This window comes from Metasolibacillus sp., assembly GCF_025291715.1.
Lineage (GTDB): Bacteria > Bacillota > Bacilli > Bacillales_A > Planococcaceae > Metasolibacillus > Metasolibacillus louembei.
In genome coordinates, this window is the sequence record NZ_JAMBIZ010000010.1 from 1 (window position 1) to 23,462 (window position 23,462).

Sequence of the window (23,462 nt, forward strand, 5' to 3'; positions counted from 1 at the left end):
GGCTAACCTCTACTTCTGTCTTCGGGGTTCGGGACTTGCACCCTATAGTTCATGCGCATGCTGGGCGCACATGAAAAGGACAAGCCTATTTAAGACTTGTCCTTTTTCATCGTCTGCTCATGCTGCAACAGCCATTCCTTTCTCCATAAACCACCAGCATAGCCTGTTAATGTGCCGTTAGAGCCGATAATGCGGTGACATGGCACAATGATGCTGAGCTTATTTTTTCCATTAGCACTGCCAACAGCACGAACCGCCTTGTCATAGCCAGTCGCTACCGCAATATCTTTATAAGAAACTGTTTGTGCATAGGGAACATCCGTTAAAGCGCCCCACACTCTTTTTTGAAAATCAGTTCCTTCAAAGTAATATGGGACAGTGAATTCTTGGCGCTCCCCTTTAAAATATTCATCTAGCTGGTTATAGCATTCCGATAAAACTGGTGGCACTTCATCCTCTACTATGTTTTCCTTTTCCACAAATACTATTGAAAAGATTGCCTGTGCTGTTCCTACGATTTCAAGTGTGCCAAGTGGGGATTTATAGTATAATTTATATTTTTTCTCCATATAATGACCTCCAAAGGTAAAAGGTTGCGTATGCCTGCCAGTCTTGCCAATTCACTGCATAGCTTTCAATTTCGTCGATTGTGGGCTTATTCTCCAAATTTAGTATAACCTTTAGTGCATTATGCAAGCCGACATCGGTTATTGGAAAGGCGGAGCGTTGATGTAAGCAGCGCATCATCACATAATTTGCTGTCCATGCACCAATCCCTCTAATCGCTGTTAAAGATTTCTCCATATGTTGCTCTTGTAGTAACTGCTTCTTCGAAAGCTTACCATTCATTATTTCCTGTGCAATATGAATGATATATTCTGCCTTTCTTGTAGTAAATTGAAGCGACTTTAAGTCATCTACATTTAATGTCGCAATTTTTTCAACTTGAGGAAACTGCCAAAATGACTCTCCCTCAAACATAACACATTCTCCAAATTGCTCAATTAATCGCTTTTTTAATGTGTAGGCAAATGTTAAATTAATTTGCTGTCCACTAATCGCCCAAACAAATGCTTCAAACAAATCAGGGATGCAAACAATTCGCAAGCCTTTATATTTTTCAATAAGTGGCTGTAATATTTGATTCTGCCTAGCCACTTCATAAAACTCCTGCAAATTTTGCTCCAAATCAAACCATTCCCAAATATACTGTGCGATTTTCTCACGCTTAGTAGCTGGAGGGATTTCCATAAGAAACTCTGATTTTATACAGCAATTAACCCACTCTACTTTACATAAAACACCATGTATTAGCTTGTATACCACCTGACCTTTTATGCGATGTAGTACCTCTAAATCAGAGCGATTTAAATAAATCAAGCATTCATCAAAGCTAAATTCTTTAGGAGGCACTATTTCGATATAAGCCTGATAGTCATTCCACTGCATATTGAAGCCCTCTTCTGTACTCACTAGGTGAGCAATTTTTTAAGTTACGGAATACTTTATAGAAATTAGACGGGCTATGAAAGCCTACCTCATAACATATCTCCAAATTTGTTAGCTTTGTGCTATTCAAAAGATATGCCGCTTTATCAATGCGTATTTTCTCCAAATAGCTGCGTGGTGTTTCCTCAGTTTCCTGTTTAAATAAACGATCTAAATAATATGGACTTAACCCAATTTGCTCTGCTATATCGCTCAGTGTTATGGACTCCTTATAATGGTTCACTAAAAATGCAATAACTTTCCTGACAACCGCATCATGTGGCGAATGCTCAACTTCAGGCTGGCATCTTTTACAAGGGCGAAAGCCTGCCGCCTCCACTGTCTTTCTGTCATCATAAAAGGCTACATTGACCTTTTTCGGCTTCCTTGATTTACAAGAAGGGCGACAATAAATTTTCGTCGTTTTAACTGCTGTGAAAAACAGACCATCGTATTTATAGTCACAAGCGATAATTTTTTCCCACATCTCTTCAAATGTAAGATTAAGCTTCATGCAATCCACCGCCTTTATAGCATTTATTTTAACAAAAAACTATGCATCCTTTCGTCCTTATTCTTGTGGTTATGGTCGTTATTGATATTTATTTTTTAGGTTGTCACTCCCCACTCCACCTACTACCATTAAAATTAAAGGTAGGAAATTCATTATAAATTTCGGGATGCCCTCTAGCATTAAAATATTTGTATCAAAGAAATAATTAGAGCCCATAATCGCTAATTTTGCGACTAATAAAAACGCTCCTAATAAAAAGATGCTATCAAAAAAGCCTTTCCACTTTGGATATGCTAGCTGTTTGCTATCTTGGATTACTTTCTCTTTCAATTCCTCGTCACTCCTTAATAATTCATCAATGGTAATACCAAATAAATCACTTAATTCGATAATCACTTCGATGCTTGGATAGTTTTTGCCTGTTTCCCATTTTGAAACAGACTGTCTACTCACATGAATTTTCTCTGCAAGCTCAGCCTGTGACCATCCTTTTTTCTCCCGTTCCTGCTTTAAGCGTTCACTAAAAATCATGCTCTCTCATCGCCCTTCCTTACATTTTCAGTATTCAAAAAGTACGACCAAAAGTAAAGCTAGTTCTAGGCGCATCAAGGTGCAACCTGTAGTTGCTTTGCGAAAAAACCTGCAAGGACGAGTCCTTACAGGTTTTATCATCAGTTTATTGCACTTAAATATAAATCCAACGAAGCTTCGACCTCAGAGGCTACTAGCATAATAAAGTCTTGGTAATCCTTCATTACATGAGATTTATCTAGAGCATTATAATATGCCAAACGATTTTCAACCTTTATCACAATTGGTGGGTAGCCATTTTTCATTAGTTCTAAATTTAATAATAGCCTTGAAGTGCGACCATTCCCATCAATAAATGGATGAATCCCTACAAAAATGACATGTAGCATTGCACCTCTTGCGATAGGATGCAACTGCTGTGCCTCCGTTTCATACCATGTTATGAGTGCATTCATTTGCTCTTGAATTTTAAACGGCGCTGGTGGTGTATGCGTTGCACCTGAAATAAATACTTGTTGATCACGATAAACATCTGCATACTTATCATTAATTCCTTTTAATACAAGATGATGTAAATTTTTGATTTGCCATTGTGAAAATGGCTCCTCTTTTTGTACAACTTCTTCTACATAACGGATTGCATCTCGATGGTTAATAACCTCTAAATGCTCACGTAATGTCCTCCCTCCTACTGTAATACCTTCAAGCACTACTTTTGTTTCATTAATTGTTAAGGTGTTGCCCTCAATTGCATTTGAATTATACGTCCATTCTAAAAATAGCTTTTCTCGCAAGCTTTGCACTGTATATTTTGGTAAAGGCCGCTTTGCATCTAAAACAGCCTTCTTTTTATCTATTTGTTGAAACATGCATTCACCACCTTCTTCATTACTTATTATTCCATCATATCACCAAAAACAAACCGCAGGAAACCAAATAGGCTCCTGCGGCTTATTTATTTAAAGCGCTCTGGGAAGTCCGTCATAATAACCTCTACGCCTGCTTCTACTAATTGCTTGTATTCGTCTTCCGCATTTACTGTATAAATGCGCAGTGGATAGCCAGCCCTCTTTGCAGCTTCACCATATGCTGACAAGGCGTATGGTGCTTCGCAATGAATAGCATTTGCACCAATTTCCTTAGCAATCCAAAGTGCATTTTCTGGCGTACCTAAAACTAAGTAACCCATCTCAATCTCTGCATTTTGCATGCGCACACGCTGTAAGCTAAATGGATTGAAGGAAGAAATAATAATGCGCTCCTGCAAATCGTAATCTTCAATTAAAGATAGCACCTTTTCTTCAAGTCCTACATACTGAATTTGGTCGTTTTTTAGCTCAATATTTAAACGTAAATGATTGCCTTCCTCTTGCATCCAAGCGAGCACTGTATCTAGTGTCATTAAGCGCTGTCCTGCAAATTTTGAAGAAAACCAACTCCCCGCATCCAATTCCTCTAGCTCAGCTAATGTAAAATCCTTTACGAAGCCTTGGCCATTTGTTGTGCGATCAACTTTTTCGTCATGAATAATCACGACTTCTCCATCCTTTGTCAATTGAACATCTAATTCAATGCCATCAACACCACTGCGCAATGCTTCTTCAAAAGCCAGCATCGTATTTTCAGGAAATTGACCGCTTGCACCTCGATGTGCAAAAATTGCGGGTTTACTCATATTGAACGCCCCTTTTACTTTTTTCGATTCGCTAATTCAAGTGCTTGATTTGTTTCCTGTACCGCTTTGTTCAACGCCTCTTCAGGCTTTGCTCCTTGGTATAAGCTTTCCATTGCATTTACTACTTTTTGTCGTGCCTCTGGGAATACAGAAATTAATGCACCCTGTGTTGCAGCTGTTGGTTTTGTAGCAGCTAATTGATCTACAGTCACTTTTAATTGCGGGTATTTTTCCCATTCCGTTTTTACAATGTCTTCATTATATGCATCCGTATTAATCGCAAAATAGCCTGTGTTTACGTGCCATTGTGCTTGTACCTCTGCTGATGTTAAGTATTTCATAAACTCCCAAGCTGCTTTTTGTTGCTCCTCTGCAATACCGTTTGCCATCCATAATGAAGCACCACCGATAATAACACCTTCCCATTCAGTGCCTTCTGGAACAGGTAAATAGCCTGCGCCTACTTCGAATGGTGATTGTTCAACCATGCCTCGCACCCCTGCTGATGAATCCAGATACATTGCAATTTTACCTGATTGGAAGGCTGCACGCATATCGTCCCAGTTTTGCCCTGTGTTATAGAATGTGCCTTCATTATACATCTCGCTAATTAAATTAAATACTTTTTGACCTTCTGGACTATTAAATACTGCCTCTGTTGCATTGCCTTTACGTCCATTTTCCTCGTTTACAAATAAACCGCCTTGTGCTGCAATTAACTCTTCAATAAACCAGCCATAGTTTAACACTGAGAAGCCGTATTGCTCATCTGTTGTTAATGCTTTTGCAGCTACTCTTAATTCCTCATATGTTTTTGGTGGGTTTTCTGGATCTAAGCCCGCTTCTTTAAATGCATCTTTATTATAAATTAAAATCGGTGTAGATGAGTTAAATGGCATTGAATATTGTACGCCATCTACCGCATAGTAATTCGTAATATTTTTTTCCCATTTGCTCGTATCATAGTTTTCAGCATCAATAAATTTTTGAACAGGCTCGATTTTCCCCGTATCAATCATATACTTTGTGCCAACTTCAAATGTTTGCATAACTGTTGGTGCATCCTTTGTGCCTGCAACTGTATTAAATTTCGTAATCGCCTCTTCATACGTTCCTTGGAAAATTGGTTTTACGACGATTTCTGCCTGTGATGCATTGAAATTATCTACTAATGTATTCACCACTTTTTCTAAATCACCGCTCATTGCATGCCAAAATACTACTTCTGTTTTGCCATCTACCTTTGGTGCTTCTACGTTTTTCTCACCCTGTGCTTCCTCTTTATCTCCACATGCTGCTAGTACAACCGCAAAAACCGTTAATACCATAAATAAAAATAACTTTTTCATTTTCATAAACACTCCTTTTATTTTACAGCGCCTCGCATAAGGCCTTCCTGCAATCGTTTTTGTCCTAAAAATAGAAGAATCAATGTTGGCAAAATAACCATAACAACACCTGCCATCACGACGCCCCATTCAGTTGCTATTTCCTGTGTTTGCATTTGCTTTAAGCCAATTTGCACTGTGCGCATTTTTTCGTCATTTGTCACAAGCAATGGCCATAAGTACATATTCCATGCAGATAAAAAGCAGTAAATTGCTAATGTTACGAGGCTTGTTTTAGAAACAGGTAAAACAACCTTCACTAAAAATTGCCATCTACTAACACCCGCTACTTGTGTTGCCTCATACATTTCTAAAGGAATCGTTTTAAACTGCTGACGCAATAAAAATGTGCCGAATGCCATTGCGAAAAATGGTACAGATAAGCCTAAATATGTATCTGTCCAGCCTAATGCACGAATCGTTTGGAAGTTTGGAACCATCGTTGCCTCCCAAGGGATCATCATTGTCGAAATGAACACCATAAACAATAAATTTCTGCCTTTAAATTGAATAAACGTAAAGGCGAAAGCTCCTAGGCAACAGAACAGCACTTGTCCAAGCATAATTAGCGTCGATACAACAAGGCTATTCAATAAATAGCGCATGAGTGGTACTTTTTGCACCGCATTGATATAGTTGGTCATTTCAAAGCTACTCGGAATGATTTTCCCTTGCAGCACCTCTCCCCCTTGCATAAAGCTAATAAAGAAGGCATACAAAACGGGGAAAAACATAATGAATGCTGAAGCAATTAGCAGCACATATAGTACAATCTTTTTCCAAATGCTCATTGATAATGCACCCTCTTTTCTCCCCATTTAAATTGCAGGATTGTGACAATTAGGATAAAGGCAAATAATAAAACCGCCTGTGCACTCGCTGAGCCAATATTGAAATTGACAAAGGCATCCTTATAAATGGAGTAAACAATTACATTTGTAGATTCCATTGGTCCACCCTTTGTTAAAATATCGATCTGTCCAAACGTTTGAAACGAGTTAATTAATGAAACGGTCACGATAAATAGCAGCGTTGGTGATAATAAAGGTAGCGTAATTTTATGCAATGTGTAAAAATCACTAACCCCTGCAATTTTCCCGCTTTCATATAAGTGCGTATCAATATTGTGCAAGCCTCCAAGTAAAATCATGAAGCTAAAGCCTGTGTTCATCCAAATTGTTGAAATTGCTACCGCCATTAAAGCCGTATCAGGATTCAATAGCCATTGCATTTCTGAAAAGCCTAGCGTTTTCATAATTAAATTGCCAATACCTACCGCTGGATTATAGATAAATAGCCAGATTACAGAGGAAGCAGCAACACTCATTCCCATTGTTGAGGAGAAAATTGTGCGGAAAAAGCCGATTCCCTTTAATTTCTGATTCGCTAATAATGCCAGAAATAACGCCAATACTATGCCTGCTGGTACTGTATATAAAACGAATAAAAAGGTTGCCTTCATGCTCGTTCTAAAGGACTCTGATTGCAGTAAATTGCTATAATGCTCCAAGCCTACAAATAGCTCTGCATTGCCTTGTGCGTCTGTTAAAAAGAAGCTTAAATAAATTGTTTTTAGCATTGGGTAAAACAAAAATACAGTAAACAATAAAATAGATGGCAAAAGATACAGCATGCCTTCAATAAAGCTTGGTATACCTTTTCTAGCCTTCACCTTCTTTGCAACACCTTGCTCCTTTGCTGCAATCATACAGTAACCTCCATTGAGGCAAGTAGCTCTGTGGCTTCAATGCGCTTTTCTGTTGCGAAATCAAACAAATGCAAATGCGCTGTATCGACTTTAAATGGAATCTGTTCACCTGCTTGGAAATTCCATTGTCCTGCCCATTTAGCAATCCACTGTTCACCGTTTAGTGAGAACATAATTAATGTTTCTGTACCAAGTATTTCAACATGCTCCACTTTGCCAAGAAATGAGGGCTTGTCACTTCCTGCTGGCGCAATATGCTCTGGTCGAACACCAACATAAACTTTATTATTCGCTATTGCTAAAGTAGATAGCTGCCATTCATCCGTTATTTGTAATACTTGTTGATTGAGTGTTGCCTCTATCATATTCATTGGTGGTGAGCCAATAAATGTTGCAACAAACTTATTTTCAGGATGATTATAAACGTGTAATGGATCTCCGATTTGTTGAATATCGCCGCCATTTAACACCATCATACGGTCAGCCATCGTCATCGCCTCAATTTGGTCATGTGTAACATAAATCATCGTCATACCTAATCGACGTTGAATTTGCCTTACCTCTGAACGCATTTTTGAGCGTAGCTTGGCATCTAAATTCGATAATGGCTCATCCATTAAACAGATCGGTGCCTGAGAGGCAATCGCACGACCAAGTGCCACACGCTGTCTTTGTCCTCCTGATAGCTCGCGTGGCTTACGCTCTAATAAATCCTGTAAGCCTAATAGCTGCGCTGCATCCATACAACGCTTCTTTTGCTCTTCCTTTGAAATCTTTTTAACATGCAGTCCAAATGTAATATTTTGTGCAACCGTCATATGTGGAAATAGGGCATAATTTTGAAACACCATCGAAATATTGCGTTCATCCGGCCTTTTATATGTCGCTTCCTGCCCATTCATCATTAACATTCCATCTGTTACCTGCTCTAAACCAGCAATAATTCGTAGCAGCGTACTTTTCCCACAGCCTGAAGGACCAACGATAGCAAAAAATTCGCCTTCCTTCACCGTAAAGTCCATATTTTTTAACACGGTCGCTTCCGCATTGTATGCCTTTTTCAAATCCTGTACTTCAATGGCATTCATGTAAATCCTCCTTCGTGACATTCCTGCTCTATCATAGAGGATGGATGTAAAGGGCAAATAAAGCGTGTGTAAAGGAATATGAGGATTTTGTAAACAAAAAAGGAGCGTCCCAAAATGACTTTTCGGACGCCCTCTTCATTGTAAGAGGTTATTCTGTAAGATTTGTGGTATCTCTTTGATTCGCATATCCTTCCCTAAAAATAGCAGCCAATTGCTAATTTCTTCGACTTCCTCCTCAATGGTTACATCAATAAAAGCCTGCAAAATGGCTTCTGTTTGAAAAGCGTTTGTAAATGCTAATGTAAATTTTAATGGATGATATTTTTTGAATTGGGCAATTGCCTTTGGACCTAATTCAAGAACAAGGTTGATTTCCTCTTGCTGGTGAAGCAATTTCTTCTTATTTATTTTCTTTTTCGGTATGAGAGCTGCTATATCCTTAAGATGGTCAACAGGAAAAATGCGTTTTCGTTCTTCTTCTAAATCAAAGCCTTCAATATAAATACTAGATAAAATGGAAATTCAATACATTTTAGCTAGTCTTTATTAATTATTCAGATGTCGACCTTATATTTTCACCAATTGCAACGCCCTTTTAACCTCCTGAGCATCTTTTGCTAATACGCTCTTCACATTCGGTCCGAACCACTCCAATGATGCATCTACCTCGGAAATGGAGCGTGCTGCTGCTAAAAATTCATCATAATCTACCGCGCCTTCGAATAATGGAACCATACCTTCTCTAGACCCCGCCGCTGCATAAACGTTGTTTGGAGAAAAAACATCAAGCTGTGCACGTGAGGCGATATTTTTAAAATGGAAATGTGAGATATGCGGATGAAGTTGTTTCAGGGCGAAAATAGGGTTTATCTCTGACTCCCATATATGCAAAACATCAAAGTTTACTCTTAGGCTTGGATGATTCGTTTCTTCAAGTAACTGCATCGTTGAAGGTAGATTATCTGTCAATGTATTTGGATGCGTTTCAACAAGTAAATCTTGTCCTTTTGATTCAAGGTAATCACAGAGTATTCTAAGTCTGGAAATAAGCTCGTGTCTTTCTTCCTTACTTGTGTCTGCACTACCCTTTTTACCTACAAATGTACGAATCTTCTTCGTCCCCCAGTGGGTTGCAAGCGAGGATAATCTTTCTGTTTCAGCCATCATCTCAGCAATAGGTGCCTCTAATGGCAAGTAGTCACTAAGCATGCTCGTTTCCAAATCGTAAGAACGTAGCCAATCGGCTCCATAATGCGGCTCATCTGCTAAATTCTTTGCATGAGCACCCCACAGCTCAATTCCTTGAAAGCCTTGAGTTTTTGCAAAATGAGCTAATTGATCAATCGAGTAGAGATGGTGTCGAAATGAGATTGTACAGATCGATAGTTTCATATGATGACCTCTTCCTTGTTCTGTAATGTTAACCATGCTTGAAAACATTCTTGTAGTCCTTGCTTAATCTTGAACTCAAGGAGATTTTGTTCCTCCAACTTCGCAAAAATATCTTCTGCCACTGCTAAATCCTGTGTCATTGCAAGCTTCATCGCGCGATACTGGATTGTCGTATAACCATTTACTAGGCGCTCAATTTCATTACACCATGCCTCAAAGCCTGTCTCCTCACGTCCAAGAGCCTCCCAAAAGAATGCAAATGCATGTTCATATGCATATTTTCTAATGGCTAAAACGGGCAGCTGTTTTAATGCATTTGGAAGCTTTACTATATTTTCTTGTCCCTCAATATGCATTTTAATGATGTCAGTAACTGCTTCTATCATTGGATTACTATGAAGCTTTATACATGTATTAAAATAAGCTTCAACCGTTTCTGTAGTTGGGGCAATAACTCTCTCAGCGTCAAAGTAATAGCCACCTTTAACAGTTGGCTCTTGAATAGCCGCTAAAATTCGATCCTTTGGTAAAACGCCCTCCCAGCGGAAATCAGGGTCATACATAAACCACTCCGCATCATTTTCTGTCGTTTCTAGCATGACATAATGCGGAAATGGGCGTTGATGAAATTTATTTTCTCGCTCTGGAAGCATTGATAAATCTAGCATGACCATCACATGCTGAGATGCTGTTTTATTCTCTAATAGGTCAAGTAATCGATTTACATTTTGCTCTTTTGATTGCTCTTCGTCATACCATTGGTAAAGCTTGATTCCATAGAGCATTTCATACCAGGTTTTGAAGAAATGATGCTCAATTCGATCTGAGTGATATGTTAGCACTCCATTTTCCAGCACATCAAAATCTGCGTCCCATACCCCAAAATAGTAAGGTCTATGGTCCACGCCTTGCGTTTTCTTAATCACTTCACAAACACAGCTTACAAAACAATGAACTTTTATCATTTTTTCCTCCGATTATGCTACCTTTTGTAATTTTTCTAAAAAGCTAACTAACGTTCCTACTGTTTTGAAATCTTTAGGGACGAGTATCTCATCAGGAATGGAAATCCCAAGGTCTAGCTCTATATGAAGAATCAGCTGAAGAACCATAATTGAATCCATATACAAATCTTCATTTAATCGAGCATCCTCATGAAAGGAGCTCAGAGTCGGTAGCTCTAATGAATTTTTCATAATTGTATAGATGCCCTCGATTAATTGTTGTCTTGTCATACTAATATGCCTCCAAGCTGTTTCCTACTTATTTTCCCATTTGGTAGCTTTTCGATTTCATGAACAAATGTAAACTCCATCGGAATTTGATGTGGCGCTAGGAATTGCTGACACCATTCTCTAAGTTCGTTTTCCTCAATTGGCTCAATCGCTACATATTGTACACAAACTCGCTCTCCTGCTAGACTGTTTTGCTTCTTATATACAACGGCTTCGATCACCTTTGGGTAATCCATTAAGACGTTTTCAACCTCTTGTGGATAGACATTCAAGCCTGCGACATTAATTGTGTCATCCATCCTTGCTAGAAAAGAAAGAACATTGTTTTCTATATAGCCAAGATCCTTTGTATAAATTGTTTGTGTAGACGATTCAATAATGATTTCACTTGGTGTTTGTTTATCCCCTGCTGTCACCTTCAAATGAGACAGAGGGTAACCCATTTCTTGCGCAGCTTCCACATTAGGATGAATCGCAACACATCCAGACTCAGAGCACCCATACTGCTGTAATACTTGATTAGATTTCTCTCTTAATGATGTCAGCCAATTTTGTGGCATGACAGTTCCTGACGTCATCACACGATCAAATTGTTGATTAACAGGTAATAACTGGCTTAATGTATAAAGTAATGCTGGTGCTGCATAGAGTATATGCTTAGGATGCTCTTTCAGCTTCTTCAACACATATTTAGGATTACTATTCGTAATAATAACTGGTATTGCACCTCTTCTTATACAAGCCAAAACACCACAAATAAGCCCATAAGAATGTGTGACGGGACAAGCAACAATCGAATGGGTCATGGAATCTACAGGTAATGCCTTCACATAGCTTGCAATCTCCTCTTCTACTGAACTCCACGTTCGTTCAATACATTTAGGGGCTCCTGTCGTACCTGAGCTCATTTGAACTAATACTCCCTCTTGATTATTAAAGTGATTTGATAGTTCAATAAAACAATTGATTGATCGGAATAATAAAAGATGACTACCTGCCGAAGAAGCGAAACGTATAGCCCCCTCCTTTGGCGTCGCTACATGGATTGGGACAACTGAGCCACCCTTTTGACGAATATATAAACAAAGGGTTATATATTGGAAAGTATCATCTGTACAAATAGCTATTCTAAGGTTATTACACTCTTTTAACTGAGGTAAGCTATCATATATTTCATATTGATTCTCAATATCCTCTATCGTATAAAATTGATCATTAACATAAAACATCCTCGTTCCTCCTTGTATCCACTTGTGCCAATGTATTGCTAACAATATGTCGAAAATTACCTTCCTCTTGATTTTGAAGTTTCTTTGCTAGCAAAGATTCAACATGAATATGGTTATGCGTATGTTGAAGCTGGTCATTTCTTGCGCCTAGTGCTGGGAATCGTTTAAAGTGCTTGTCTATCCCATTCTTCACCTGACGCCAAAAGCTTATTTCTTCAAAGCCATAGTGCTCCTCTAATAAATAAGACAGCTCGCTCAAATGGAACACGAATAATGTATCCATTGCTAGCTCTCGTAAAGCCTCTACAGAGGACATCCAATAGTAACGATCGACAGGTGCATCTTGAAAGCGTTCATGTATCGCTGCAAAGTCTGGAACAAGGCTTTTGTCTACAATAAATTCTTCATTATATTCAATACTGTCATGGAAATCTCTTAGTACAACACGAGTAGGCCAGCCATTTTCATGTAATAAAATCACATTTTGTGCATGAGCCTCTACAGCAATTCCGTGTGCCACAAGCAAGTGCCAAACAGGAATAACACTCACTTCAATCAAGCGCTTTAACCACTCCTCTGTTCCATATCGGAGTAACCAGTCCGCTATAAATGGACGTCCATCTTTCTCTAACATCATGAGCGCATTAAACGGTACAGCTCCCTCTCCTTCCTTCATATATAGGCGCACGCTTTCTCTCCATATTGAGCCAAGCTGCCCTTCTAGCTTTGCACTATGCCTTTTTACATCTGGCTCAAAAATAACCCCTGCATATTCTGCAAGCACAACTAGAGAAGCTTCATTTTGTAAATAATCATCCGAATGAATCACCTGTTTAAGCCATTCTGAAATATAAGGAGCAGCACAAACAGCATGTGTATGCAATTTTCGTAGCGAGGAAGTATTCACCATATTCATAGAGCATTTTAAATGTGCTTTTTGAGGATTTGAGCAATTCCATAACACTCGCACCGATTGAGTTGCACGATAATAATCTCCCTCCACATCTAAAGGAATTAAATCTTTTTGCTCAATTAATTCAGCAAGCTCGTCCTTCATGTTATGCCATTGCCAAGGATGAATTGGTAAAAACGTATATTCCTCATATGTTCCATCCGATAGCGTAAGCTTGGTAAGTAGTGTATCCCACATTAAATGCCCTAGCTCTCTTTGCCAAAAGCTTTCTTCCACTTCAAGTACAGCGATTCGCATATAGCTCCTTCTCACCGCAGCCCATTGAAGGGGGAATTTTTGCTTTGCTTCAGGTCCATAATTTTTATGATCATCAATTGTAAAACCAGTTCGTGATTTAAAACATGGGTGGTATGGATGTCCTTCAATAATTTCAGATTCTAATTCTTCGTAGCTTGAACTTCTTCTTGATATGGGCATTTGAAGATGCTGCTCGTTCCATTCGCACAGCTTCCTTGTTAGATGAAGCTCTTTCAATAATCGAGCTTTATCGTGAGGAGCTGCAACTAGCTCATTTACCAAATCTTCAAGCGTTGCCTCTAACAACGTTTCATCTTTTCCTACTAGAAAAATACGTTCTTCCTTTATGCGGATACGGTCAAATGCCGTTCTCCTTCCTTCACAACGATAGGTGCAATTCTTTCCGATCAGCGTAAAATGTGCCGTCCATTGATCTATTTGAGTTTCTTCATATTCAATCAGCCCTTCAAAAATCATTGCTTCCACAAGCTGTCGCCTTATACGCAGTTCTGTTTTTTTAGAAAGTTGTTGCATATTCCGCCTCCTCATAATGCAAAACAAATGGATTTGGAATTTTCGTATATACTGCTTGTTCAAGCTCGGCCTCTAATTCATCTACATCATGGAATCTTGTTAATAAATTTGCTTTAAATGCGAGTTTTTCTTGTTTTAGAATATTACGAACAAATTCCTTGCCGAGACCTGCAAACTCCTTTTCCAACAATTGCAGCTGATTCATAGACCACTTCAAAAGAACCTTTTCATTAATGAGCTGATCTTCTCCAAAGCGAGCAATAAGAGGGAACAATTGATTCATAAACAAATAATAGGTAAATCGATCATGAATAAGGGTATCCTCGTAAAACAGCTCCTCTGTTTCATATAAAGTAGGCTCTATTGCAAGAAGCCGCTTCTTATATTTTTTTGATAAATAATATCCTTGATTATCTCGATAATAATAAGTCGTTGGATAATCTGAAGAAATGTCTAACACACTATTTTGTTGATGGGCTTCAAGAGCAATTCCATACTCATCGTATAGCCTTAACGCTGGCTCAATAGCACATTTCCAATAGGCTTCAAACCAATCTAAGCTTACGCTTTCTACTGAACGACATTCTGATTGAGAAATTTTTAAAATAAGCTGATATAACTTCGATTTTTCACTTTGTAGAGGCTCTTGTACAAGAGCTGCAAGCATACAAATTCCTTCATCCTTTCCTTGAGGAAATTCATTTGAACGAAAAATAACCTCAAATCCTGATTCCTCCTGGTTAGGAAATTCTACAGTTATATAGGCTGGGTCATCAATCATTCGAAAAGATGAATACTTCTGTAAGAAATCAATCTTATTCATTAATTGGGCCATCACAATTCCAGCTTTTAGCTCATGTTTGCGATTTACTCTCAATGAATTGGTTATTTTCACAGGGATTGAAAACTTATACATCATTTCTTCATTTGCGCTATATACCGTTCTTATTGAAGAGGTGGCTGTATAAAAAGCTCCCATTGCACCTTCATATTTTATTAACCCTTCAGCTAGCGCTTTTTTTACATATTGTTGCTGTAAAAGCCACTGTGCTTGGAGCGGATGCATTGGAATAAGATAATCCTTCTTTGACATCACAAAATCTGGGTATAATTTTGTAATGGACTGGGAAATGAGCTCACTCGCACTTTTTTCTAAAATGGAGGACTCCTTCACCATCTGACGGTCAACATGAAAATAGTGAAGCTGAAATGAGCCTTGTAGCTCTGGAGCAAAATTCGTTTGTTGCCAATTTGCCATCCCTTGCCTGCTTTTAGGTGTTGGATGGAGCCAATGTCCAAATACGAGGGATTGCTCTGCTTCAATAAACGTAGCAATCATCCTGTCTTCCTTCTTATCCTCCAAGCTCTTTTCAATATAATTTGCCATCGTTTGGTAGCTTTCCATTAGCCGAAAAATAAGTTCGTCAAAATGAGAATAAAGTCCGCTACACCCATTTGCCTTAGCCATTAAGTGTAGCTCTTGGATAAGTATGATTAGTATCGTTAATCTATCTTCCACAAACCATTTTTGTTGTTGCGTACAATACTTCAACGCAATACCAAACCTATGTCTGCCAACAAGAGATTTGTATTCTACACCGAATGCAAAGCGGCTATTTTGCATCGGAAGCTCAAGCTCTAGCATATGTGCCTCTGTAATCAATGGAGTCAATGGCTGCTCTTTTATCCACTTCTCCCTCCTAACTAAATGTCCACTGTTTACTTCTCGTATATAACAATTTATAAATGCCTGAAATGTTGCGTTTTCTGCAATCTGTTTAGCAGTTTGTTGCATGTAATTTACCACCCTTTCAAAGAGCTTACTGTTACAAATCGATAATGATTATCATTCTCCACTAAAAATAAAGGAGCTATCCAGAAAGCAGGAAATACTCCTAAGTAACGAAAAATCTAAGTCCCTCTTATTTTAAAAGTAAAGACCTGATCTACAATGTTTTCAACTTTATTAAGGAAATAAATTGCTGATCAATCATACTCCTTCCTACTTTAATTAAGGGTACTAGTAGATTATTTGAAATTATAAATATATTGATAATGATAATCATTATCAATAACAATTACATATTACATTAATTGGGTAAATTGGTCAACTACAAATTGAAATTTCAAATAGAAAATCATTCGTTGTTAGAAATATCAAGATAACAGGAAACAATTTTGTAGTGAATATATTCGCTGTTAATGGGAAACAATTGAAAGGATATGTTACCTATTTATTAATGAGGTTTTTCATAGCTAGTATATGCAGAGGTTTTAATATTTGAAATTCTCCTTTTTTGTTTTTATAATAAGTCAGTTGTTTGTTTATCAATTATGTCCAATTTTTTCGAGCTTGCTCAAAATGCACCTCTTTAAAATCTGCGACATCCACTGGAGACTTAGGACAACAAGATATTGGTCACTCAGTCGTGGCGTTCTTAGACTGAGTTCTACTTTCTCGGCAGGGAGTTTGGCCCTCTCTCTAATCAAAGGAGCCTTTCAGCATCTATTCCCCCTATAGCAGTGGGGATTTCTGTATCTGCTGAGTCAAGTTAAACAGGAGGTTACATGTGCACTACATTATTTCTATTTTAGGTATTTTTGTTGTATTGTTTTTGGCTTGGTTGGCAAGTGCCAATCGAAAAGAAATAAAATTCAAACCAATTATTACGATGATTGTTATTCAAGTTGTTTTATCGTTGTTGCTGTTAAATACAGAGTTTGGATTAATCGTTATTAGAGGGATAGCCGCTATTTTTGGTACGTTGCTTGAGTATGCAAACGAAGGGGTTTCCTTTGTATTTGGGGGCTTAGCAAACGAGGGACAATCCCCATTCTTTTTAAATGTATTACTACCAATTGTATTTATTTCTGCGTTAATTGGAATTCTTCAGCACTTAAAAATCTTGCCATTCCTTATGAAGGGCATTGGATTACTGCTAAGTAAAGTAAATGGCATGGGGAAGCTTGAATCTTATAATGCCGTTGCTTCATTAATGGTTGGACAATCCGAGGTTTTCATCACATTAAAGAAACAGCTCGGTCTACTTTCAAATCAACGCTTATATACTTTATGTGCTTCCGCAATGTCCACAGTATCAATGTCTATAGTTGGAGCTTATATGACGATGCTAGAACCAAAATATATTGTCACTGCTTTAGTTTTAAATTTATTTGGTGGCTTCATTATAGCGAGCATCATTAATCCATACACAATTGATCCAAGCGAGGATATTTTAGAAATCCAGGAGAATGAAAAGCAGTCCTTTTTTGAAATGCTTGGCGAATATATTCTTGATGGCTTTAAGGTCGCTGTTATCGTAGGGGCTATGCTGATTGGCTTTATAGCATTAATGGCTGGATTCAACCATGTATTTGAGCTATTATTTAATATCTCGTTCCAGACGATATTAGGCTATTTATTTGCTCCAATTGCATTGATTATGGGGATTCCTCTCTCAGAAGCAGTTAATGCAGGTGCCATTATGGCAACAAAGCTGTTAACGAATGAGTTTGTAGCAATGCTAGATTTATCTGGGGGCAATTTTCACTTTAGCGAACGAACAACAGGTATTCTTTCTGTCTTCCTCGTTTCCTTCGCTAACTTTTCTTCTATTGGTATTATTGTTGGAGCTGTCAAAAGCCTCAATGAAAAGCAAGGGAATGTTGTCGCACGCTTTGGCTTAAAGCTTTTATACGGTGCTACACTCGTCAGCATTCTTTCAAGTATTATTGTCAGTCTTATTTTATAAGCAAAAAAACCATTAAAACGCTTTAATTGGCGTTTTTAATGGTTTTTTAGTGAAAACTATTCAGCTGGAAATTTCGGTAAATAAATCATCGCTTTAAATAAATCACCATCTACTCGCACTAGGAATTTACCGTGCTGAAGATGAACAAGACTTTCAGCAATGGACAACCCTAATCCACTTCCTTGACTTGATCTAGATTCATCTCCTCTTGTAAAGCGTTCCATTAGCTCATCAGCTGAAATATTCAGTTCATATGCTGAAATATTTTTAAATGTTACAAGTAATTCATTCCCTAAATCTTCAACATCAATATACACCCTTGATGCAGGCTGTGCATATTTAAAAATATTCGAGAATAGGTTTTCGATGGCGCGCCATAACAGCTTTCCATCAGCCTTGGCATATACCTTTTCATTTGGGAGGGCTAGCTTAACATCCAATGCAGATGCTTCAATTTTTTCAGCCATTTCTCCAATTCCTTGTGTTAGTAATGAGACGATATCAATCCGCTCTAACTGAACAGGCATGCTACCGCTTGAAGCTTTCGCCGCTTCAAATAAATCATCTGTTAACTGCTTAAGCCTTTTTGATTTTTGATCTAACACATCTACATATTCAGCAATGCGCTCAGGGTCATTTTCTATTTTTAATAAATCGACATACGTAATAATGGATGTTAAAGGTGTTCGAATATCGTGTGAAACATTGGTAATAAGCTCTGTTTTTAAACGCTCACTCTTGATCTCACTATCCACTGACTTTTTTAAGCCATCTGTAATACTATTAATATTCCCTGCAAGCTGGCTAAATTCACCTTTCCCATCCAAAATGGTAAATCTCGTGCAGACATTGCGAGAGAATACGATATTACGCCTTCTGCATTAGATCGTTGGATTAAAAATCACAAAGAAACTGGTTCTTTCGCTGCCAAAGATAATCGAACAGAAGAAGAAAATGAGCTGGCTAGATTACGTAAAGAAAACCAACGACTATTGATGGAGAATGATATTTTAAAGCAAGCAGCGCTGATCATGGGACGAAAATAGATGTGATTCGAAATAACGCTCACAAATATTCAGTATCAGCAATGTGTGACGTCCTTAAACTGCCACCGAGCACGTATTATTATCATGCCGATCTATCTGGCAAACGTGCGAAAAAGACAGAAGATACAATGATTTCTAAGGAAATTGCCCGTATTTTTAAAGAAAGCCGCAATAATTATGGAACACGTAAAATCAAGAAAGAATTAGCCAAATTATCTGTACCCAAACACGTTTCACGTCGTCGCATTGGCCGCCTAATGAATGAACTAGGGCTGGTGTCAAACTATACAGTGGCGCAATTTAAGCCACATAAATCAAGCTGTAACGAAGCACCCGTAAAAAATGAACTGCAGCGTCAATTCAAACAGGACGAACAATTAGCGGTTATTGTCAGTGATTTAACATACGTCCGTGTCGGAAAAAAATGGCACTATGTATGCTTGTTTGTCGACCTTTTTAACCGTGAAATTATCGGTCATAGTACGGGCGCAAATAAAACTGCAGAGCTTGTGTATCAAGCGATTGCGAGCATCCAAGCAAATTTAAATGATGTCAAAATGTTTCACACGGACCGAGGAAAAGAGTTTGATAATAAACTAATTTCAGAGGCTCTTGAAACATTCGGTATCCAGCGCTCACTGAGCATGAAAGGATGCCCTTATGATAATGCCGTGGCTGAAGCAACGTTTAAGGTATTTAAAACAGAATTCGCTAACGGAGCTCATTTCTCTTCCCTTGAACAGCTCGCTCTTGAACTTGACGATTATGTTCATTGGTTCAACAACATTCGCATTCACGGAACACTAGGCTATTTAACACCTGTGGAATTCAAGCTACAGCCCCTATAATTTTTGTCCAGTTTAGTGTTGACAGTCCATTTTCATAAAGCTTCACTAACTGCAGTTTAAATTCGGGTGTAAATGTTCGACGTTGACGTGTCATAATAGCACGCTCCCTTATAAGTATAGTCTAAGTTTACTAGCCCTTATTTTATCTGTCCAACTTAGTGTAGCCTATCCAAAGGATTATCCTCGTGACTAATCTCAATAGCTCCAAGATATTGAATATTGCCCTCTACATAGCCCTCCTCATATGCCTCTCTTAGAAATGCTTGCTCTGGCCTTTCTTCTTTTTCAATGTGCCCACCTGGAATATTAAATCCTCTTCCTTCTACATTTACCAATAAGACATTGCCTTTATAAAAGCAATAGCCATGAACACTTGTAACCTTTTTAATATCTAGAATTTTATGAGGTAGCCAAGTCAGCTTGACTCTATGTCCACCCCAATTAACATGTATTTGATTTGTCACCTGTCCCCATTCCTTTATAATAGTGAGTTTTTGTAAAATCTATTTTAAAATCCTGATTTCACTATCAATTTAAACAATTTGATTAATTCTTCCTTTTATAACTTTAGGCAGATTGCAAGTTCCATCTAAATATCCTCTTAATGATAGTATTATCGGTTCACTATTCTCACCAATACCAATTATGATGCTTAAATCTTTTGGTAAATAAACAACTGTATGCAGCGTTCCGAAATACTCTTTGTAGTATTTGTAAAACAAAGGGGAATCTCCATCATTAAAATGATGATATGCAGCTATTGGTGAAAGCTTCTTTGTTAATAGACTATTTATATACGCCTTACGCTTTACTGATTCTTGTATCTCTTTCCTATTTTTTTCTCGTAACGCTTGTGAATCAAAATGATTTGTACAGATTAGCGGATTTCCGAAGCTGACAAATTGCTTCTGAGGAGAAGCTTCCACCAACACGCCTTTTCCACTTTGGTCTGTAATCGAATAATTGTAGCAAAACCCATGAGGAATAGTAGAAATTAAGTCAATTGCCTCTTCTATGCATGCACACTGATTCAACAACAGTCTCACTATTGTCGTCGCAATAAACCCTTCTTCTTTATCCTCATTATTTACAAAGTGCAATCCGACAACAAGCCCTTTTTCATTCATACCATCAAGCCTTCCAATCATTTGCTGGCTAAACCCAACACTTGCATATCCATCGATTGGATGAGAAAAAACGAGCCTTGCATCATACAGCTCTGGGCTAAAATCATAATTCCGTACATAATAGTCGTCATTTATAAAGGCGGTGCATCCCATTGATGGAAAGGATATATCATAACCGCTATAAAGTCTTATTACTGTATCTAGCTCCATATTTAATCCATTTGCTAAACCTCTAAGTTCTTCTAAAAGATTCGGCGAAATAGCCTTTAGTATCTCCTTCGCCTTCTTCACATTTGAATTAGAGCTCAACGTCTCAAGCAAACTAAGCTGTGTCGATTTAATTTCCTCACTTTGCTTTAAACCCTGCTCGAAATAACTGCCCTGTAATTCGACTACTCTTATCGTCAATTCTTCCATTTGTCATTCTCCTCTTCTTTCAATTTGAGTGACAGGCATTAACAACTCCAACTCGGTAAAATTCTCACCGTAGTACCTTTCTAGTGTGGGTGCTATTGGTGTCCACTTATGTTCGAGTGCATAGGACATTAGTTTATTGTAACTATTTTGGATTTTAGATAGTGGCTCATTAAAAGGCATTGCGATACAGATGCATTTAGGCATGTTTTCTATTAAAGCAATTTCTGTTAAATCATTTATTTTTAAGTCAGTCGGAACGCCAAAGCCAATTTGGGCTTTAATAAAATCTTTACCAGATAAATATTTCAAGTAACAATTTTTAAATGGAATATTTAACTTTTGCAATTCACCTCTTCTTTTCGAAAAATGTCCTTTAAATTCCCCCGTTTTAGATTCGGCAGTAAACCAAATAATTTGCTCTGCATTTTTTTCTATTAAATAAATTTCCTTACTTATAGAGTCACTTTCTAGGTAGCGTAAACTCACCGTTAAAAGGTCTCGTGTCTTTTTTACGTTGTAAATCCAATTTTCCATCATTTCCTGTCGTCTTGTCTCTTCGTTTTCCAATAAATAAATTTGAATATCTTTTATAGGTATTCCAGCTAAGCGTAAGCTTGAGATTAACTTCACTGTTGCAATTTGGTCATCAGAATATAAGCGATAGCCATTTGTACTTCTTCCCCAAGGAAAAAGTAAATTTTTCTGCTCATAATACCTTAGTGCACTTTTAGAAATGCCCGTTCTTTCGGAAAAGTCCTGTATATTCATAAGCTGAGTCATACCATCCCCCCAATCTTATGTTAAACCTTAAAGTAACTTGAATGTAAAGAAATCCTTTTCAAAATAAAATGACTTATCTATATAGGAAATATATAATTTTTGTCGAATTGAGTACTTTATAGCATTGATATATGGAGGCATAAATATGTTACTTTACAATTGATTCATCTTCCTAATTTCACAATTTAATTCAGGGGATGATAATCGTGATATATAAAAATAATCTTGAAGGCATTTCTCACGAGATGTTAGAAGGCTTTTTTGTAGACTGGCCCAATCCGCCAAGTACAGAAACTCATTTAAACATATTAAATAATAGTAATAAAATAGTCATTGCAATAGATACTACTACCAATAAAGCTGTTGGATTCATTACGGCAATTAGTGATGGCGTTATTTCTGCCTATATTCCACTTCTCGAAGTTTTACCAGCATATAAAAATAAAGGTATTGGTAAGGAATTAGTTCAAAGAATGCTTCAAGAGCTTGATGATATTTATATGATTGATTTATGCTGCAACGAAAATCTAATTCCCTACTATAAAAAATTTGGGATGATGACTGCAACAGGCATGGTAAAAAGAAATTATACGATGCAGTCAGGGAAAATTTAATATTCGCCAAATCAAACCACTTAAAACGCTGTTAATTAAACGTTTTAGGTGGTTTTTTATAAGGCTCTCAGAGAACCTTATTTTTTTCAATTCATATGATATAAGAAGACATATTTGCACTCGTTTAACCGCTTCTTACCATTCGAAAACAAATAAAGAAGGTGGTCATAATTCAATATTCTAAGTACCTAGATTCTTTATCTAAGCTCGGTATTGAGGGAGCACATCCCGGTGGTATTAATCTAACAAAGGCAATATTCAAGAGGGAGAATATTAGCAGAAACTCACACATTCTAGATATAGGCTGCGGTACTGGTCAAACTGCTGCCTATTTAGCTCGCAAATATGGCGCAAAAGTAACCGGCATAGATATTCATCCAACAATGGTTGCAAGATCCGAAAGAAGAATGCAAAAACATCGCTTACCAGTAAAAATAATCCAAGCCTCAGCAGAAAAAATCCCGTTACCAGATAATCATTTTGATTTTATTATTTCTGAATCTGTTCTTTCTTTTGTAAATAAACCTAGAGCCCTTACAGAAATCTTTCGCTTATTAAAAAATAGAGGTCGCTTCATTGCAATTGAACAGACAATTAACCAGCGACTCAAGGAAAAAGAGGAACATGAAATCAAACAATTTTATGGATTTGATTCCCTTACTATGAAAAAAGATTGGGTGACACTACTGAAACAGGCAGGCTTTGAACATATTCGTATACAAAAAAACACTTCTATCCATTCAGTGCCTGATCTCCATTATTCAAATGATATGGAGCCTGAGCTTTACGAGATTATGGAAAAACATTTTGATATCCTATCCAGGTATGAAGAAAAATTGGGCTATAGAATTTATTCCTGTACAAAATAAATTGAGCTTTTTAACTA

At 37.6% G+C, this 23,462-nt stretch carries 24 protein-coding genes and 1 pseudogene; 4 read left to right on the top strand and 21 right to left on the bottom strand.

Annotated elements, in window-relative coordinates; genetic code table 11:
• Positions 1-89: 89 nt before the first annotated feature.
• The 17 genes and pseudogenes from M3Z76_RS08400 to M3Z76_RS08480 all read right to left on the bottom strand — a co-directional run bounded on the left by M3Z76_RS08400 (position 90) and on the right by M3Z76_RS08480 (position 15,787).
• A complete protein-coding gene (locus M3Z76_RS08400; RefSeq protein WP_293923704.1) occupies positions 90-569 on the bottom strand; it encodes a methylated-DNA--[protein]-cysteine S-methyltransferase in 480 nt (159 codons plus the stop codon).
• Positions 553-1,449, bottom strand: a complete 897-nt coding sequence (locus M3Z76_RS08405) for a DNA-3-methyladenine glycosylase family protein (RefSeq protein WP_293923701.1) — start codon at positions 1,447-1,449, stop codon at positions 553-555. Before M3Z76_RS08405 ends, M3Z76_RS08400 begins: the two co-directional genes overlap by 17 nt.
• On the bottom strand, positions 1,436-2,002 hold the full coding sequence (locus tag M3Z76_RS08410) for a bifunctional transcriptional activator/DNA repair enzyme AdaA (RefSeq protein ID WP_293923698.1): 567 nt from the start codon (positions 2,000-2,002) through the stop codon (positions 1,436-1,438). Before M3Z76_RS08410 ends, M3Z76_RS08405 begins: the two co-directional genes overlap by 14 nt.
• Before the next feature lie 78 nt (positions 2,003-2,080).
• Entirely contained in the window at positions 2,081-2,533 is a 453-nt protein-coding gene (locus tag M3Z76_RS08415) for a helix-turn-helix domain-containing protein (RefSeq protein ID WP_293923695.1), read from the bottom strand.
• A gap of 140 nt (positions 2,534-2,673) precedes the next feature.
• Complete coding sequence (locus M3Z76_RS08420; RefSeq protein WP_293923693.1) at positions 2,674-3,402, bottom strand: Fic family protein; 729 nt, start codon at positions 3,400-3,402, stop codon at positions 2,674-2,676.
• Positions 3,403-3,488: 86 nt separating this feature from the next.
• Entirely contained in the window at positions 3,489-4,208 is a 720-nt protein-coding gene (locus tag M3Z76_RS08425) for a glycerophosphodiester phosphodiesterase (RefSeq protein WP_293923691.1), read from the bottom strand.
• Positions 4,209-4,222: 14 nt separating this feature from the next.
• Positions 4,223-5,557, bottom strand: coding sequence for an ABC transporter substrate-binding protein (locus tag M3Z76_RS08430; RefSeq protein WP_293923689.1), 1,335 nt, complete (start codon positions 5,555-5,557; stop codon positions 4,223-4,225).
• A gap of 17 nt (positions 5,558-5,574) precedes the next feature.
• Entirely contained in the window at positions 5,575-6,387 is an 813-nt protein-coding gene (locus tag M3Z76_RS08435) for a carbohydrate ABC transporter permease (protein WP_293923686.1), read from the bottom strand.
• A complete protein-coding gene (locus M3Z76_RS08440; protein ID WP_483310152.1) occupies positions 6,384-7,304 on the bottom strand; it encodes a carbohydrate ABC transporter permease in 921 nt (306 codons plus the stop codon). Before M3Z76_RS08440 ends, M3Z76_RS08435 begins: the two co-directional genes overlap by 4 nt.
• On the bottom strand, positions 7,301-8,392 hold the full coding sequence (locus M3Z76_RS08445) for an ABC transporter ATP-binding protein (protein WP_293923684.1): 1,092 nt from the start codon (positions 8,390-8,392) through the stop codon (positions 7,301-7,303). Before M3Z76_RS08445 ends, M3Z76_RS08440 begins: the two co-directional genes overlap by 4 nt.
• A gap of 135 nt (positions 8,393-8,527) precedes the next feature.
• Positions 8,528-8,890 (bottom strand): annotated as a pseudogene (locus M3Z76_RS08450) (helix-turn-helix transcriptional regulator); the annotation flags it as partial.
• 69 nt (positions 8,891-8,959) lie between these two features.
• Positions 8,960-9,784, bottom strand: coding sequence for a sugar phosphate isomerase/epimerase family protein (locus M3Z76_RS08455; RefSeq protein ID WP_293923682.1), 825 nt, complete (start codon positions 9,782-9,784; stop codon positions 8,960-8,962).
• On the bottom strand, positions 9,781-10,749 hold the full coding sequence (locus M3Z76_RS08460) for a DUF6005 family protein (protein WP_293923680.1): 969 nt from the start codon (positions 10,747-10,749) through the stop codon (positions 9,781-9,783). The genes M3Z76_RS08455 and M3Z76_RS08460 overlap by 4 nt, the downstream gene beginning before the upstream one ends.
• A 12-nt stretch (positions 10,750-10,761) precedes the next feature.
• Positions 10,762-11,019 (bottom strand): petrobactin biosynthesis protein AsbD, encoded by a 258-nt coding sequence (gene asbD / locus M3Z76_RS08465; RefSeq protein ID WP_293923678.1) that lies wholly within the window; start codon positions 11,017-11,019, stop codon positions 10,762-10,764.
• Positions 11,016-12,248, bottom strand: coding sequence for an AMP-binding protein (locus tag M3Z76_RS08470; RefSeq protein WP_293923677.1), 1,233 nt, complete (start codon positions 12,246-12,248; stop codon positions 11,016-11,018). Before M3Z76_RS08470 ends, asbD begins: the two co-directional genes overlap by 4 nt.
• Positions 12,235-13,992, bottom strand: a complete 1,758-nt coding sequence (locus tag M3Z76_RS08475; protein WP_293923674.1) for an IucA/IucC family protein — start codon at positions 13,990-13,992, stop codon at positions 12,235-12,237. Before M3Z76_RS08475 ends, M3Z76_RS08470 begins: the two co-directional genes overlap by 14 nt.
• Entirely contained in the window at positions 13,976-15,787 is a 1,812-nt protein-coding gene (locus tag M3Z76_RS08480; RefSeq protein WP_293923671.1) for an IucA/IucC family protein, read from the bottom strand. The genes M3Z76_RS08475 and M3Z76_RS08480 overlap by 17 nt, the downstream gene beginning before the upstream one ends.
• A 775-nt stretch (positions 15,788-16,562) precedes the next feature.
• On the opposite strand from M3Z76_RS08480, the gene M3Z76_RS08485 reads away from it, so the two are divergent.
• Complete coding sequence (locus M3Z76_RS08485; RefSeq protein WP_293923669.1) at positions 16,563-17,744, top strand: NupC/NupG family nucleoside CNT transporter; 1,182 nt, start codon at positions 16,563-16,565, stop codon at positions 17,742-17,744.
• 56 nt (positions 17,745-17,800) lie between these two features.
• Here the strand turns inward: M3Z76_RS08485 and M3Z76_RS08490 are convergent, their stop codons facing one another.
• The gene (locus tag M3Z76_RS08490) at positions 17,801-18,571 is read right to left on the bottom strand and encodes a sensor histidine kinase (RefSeq protein WP_293923666.1); all 771 of its coding nucleotides are present in this window, start codon (positions 18,569-18,571) and stop codon (positions 17,801-17,803) included.
• Here M3Z76_RS08490 and M3Z76_RS08495 point away from each other — a divergent pair.
• Positions 18,515-19,638, top strand: a protein-coding gene (locus M3Z76_RS08495) for an IS3 family transposase (protein ID WP_483310156.1) whose coding sequence is annotated in 2 segments (ribosomal slippage) — positions 18,515-18,755 and positions 18,755-19,638 — 1,125 coding nt in all. Because the reading frame shifts where the segments join, the coding sequence is not laid out codon by codon here. The two genes, M3Z76_RS08490 and M3Z76_RS08495, sit on opposite strands and share 57 nt — an antisense overlap.
• 155 nt (positions 19,639-19,793) lie before the next feature.
• Here M3Z76_RS08495 and M3Z76_RS08505 read toward each other — a convergent pair.
• The 3 genes from M3Z76_RS08505 to M3Z76_RS08515 all read right to left on the bottom strand — a co-directional run bounded on the left by M3Z76_RS08505 (position 19,794) and on the right by M3Z76_RS08515 (position 21,962).
• Positions 19,794-20,102, bottom strand: coding sequence for an NUDIX domain-containing protein (locus M3Z76_RS08505; protein WP_293923661.1), 309 nt, complete (start codon positions 20,100-20,102; stop codon positions 19,794-19,796).
• A 69-nt stretch (positions 20,103-20,171) separates the two neighbouring features.
• Positions 20,172-21,182 carry a C45 family autoproteolytic acyltransferase/hydrolase gene (locus M3Z76_RS08510; protein ID WP_293923658.1) on the bottom strand — a complete coding sequence of 337 codons (1,011 nt, stop codon included), beginning with the start codon at positions 21,180-21,182 and terminating at the stop codon, positions 20,172-20,174.
• A gap of 3 nt (positions 21,183-21,185) precedes the next feature.
• Positions 21,186-21,962 carry a helix-turn-helix domain-containing protein gene (locus M3Z76_RS08515; protein ID WP_293923657.1) on the bottom strand — a complete coding sequence of 259 codons (777 nt, stop codon included), beginning with the start codon at positions 21,960-21,962 and terminating at the stop codon, positions 21,186-21,188.
• Between the two features lie 206 nt (positions 21,963-22,168).
• On the opposite strand from M3Z76_RS08515, the gene M3Z76_RS08520 reads away from it, so the two are divergent.
• Together M3Z76_RS08520 and M3Z76_RS08525 are read left to right on the top strand one after the other, a co-directional pair.
• A complete protein-coding gene (locus M3Z76_RS08520) occupies positions 22,169-22,576 on the top strand; it encodes a GNAT family N-acetyltransferase (protein ID WP_293923655.1) in 408 nt (135 codons plus the stop codon).
• A 161-nt stretch (positions 22,577-22,737) separates the two neighbouring features.
• Entirely contained in the window at positions 22,738-23,445 is a 708-nt protein-coding gene (locus M3Z76_RS08525) for a class I SAM-dependent methyltransferase (RefSeq protein WP_293923653.1), read from the top strand.
• Positions 23,446-23,462 lie beyond the last annotated feature (17 nt).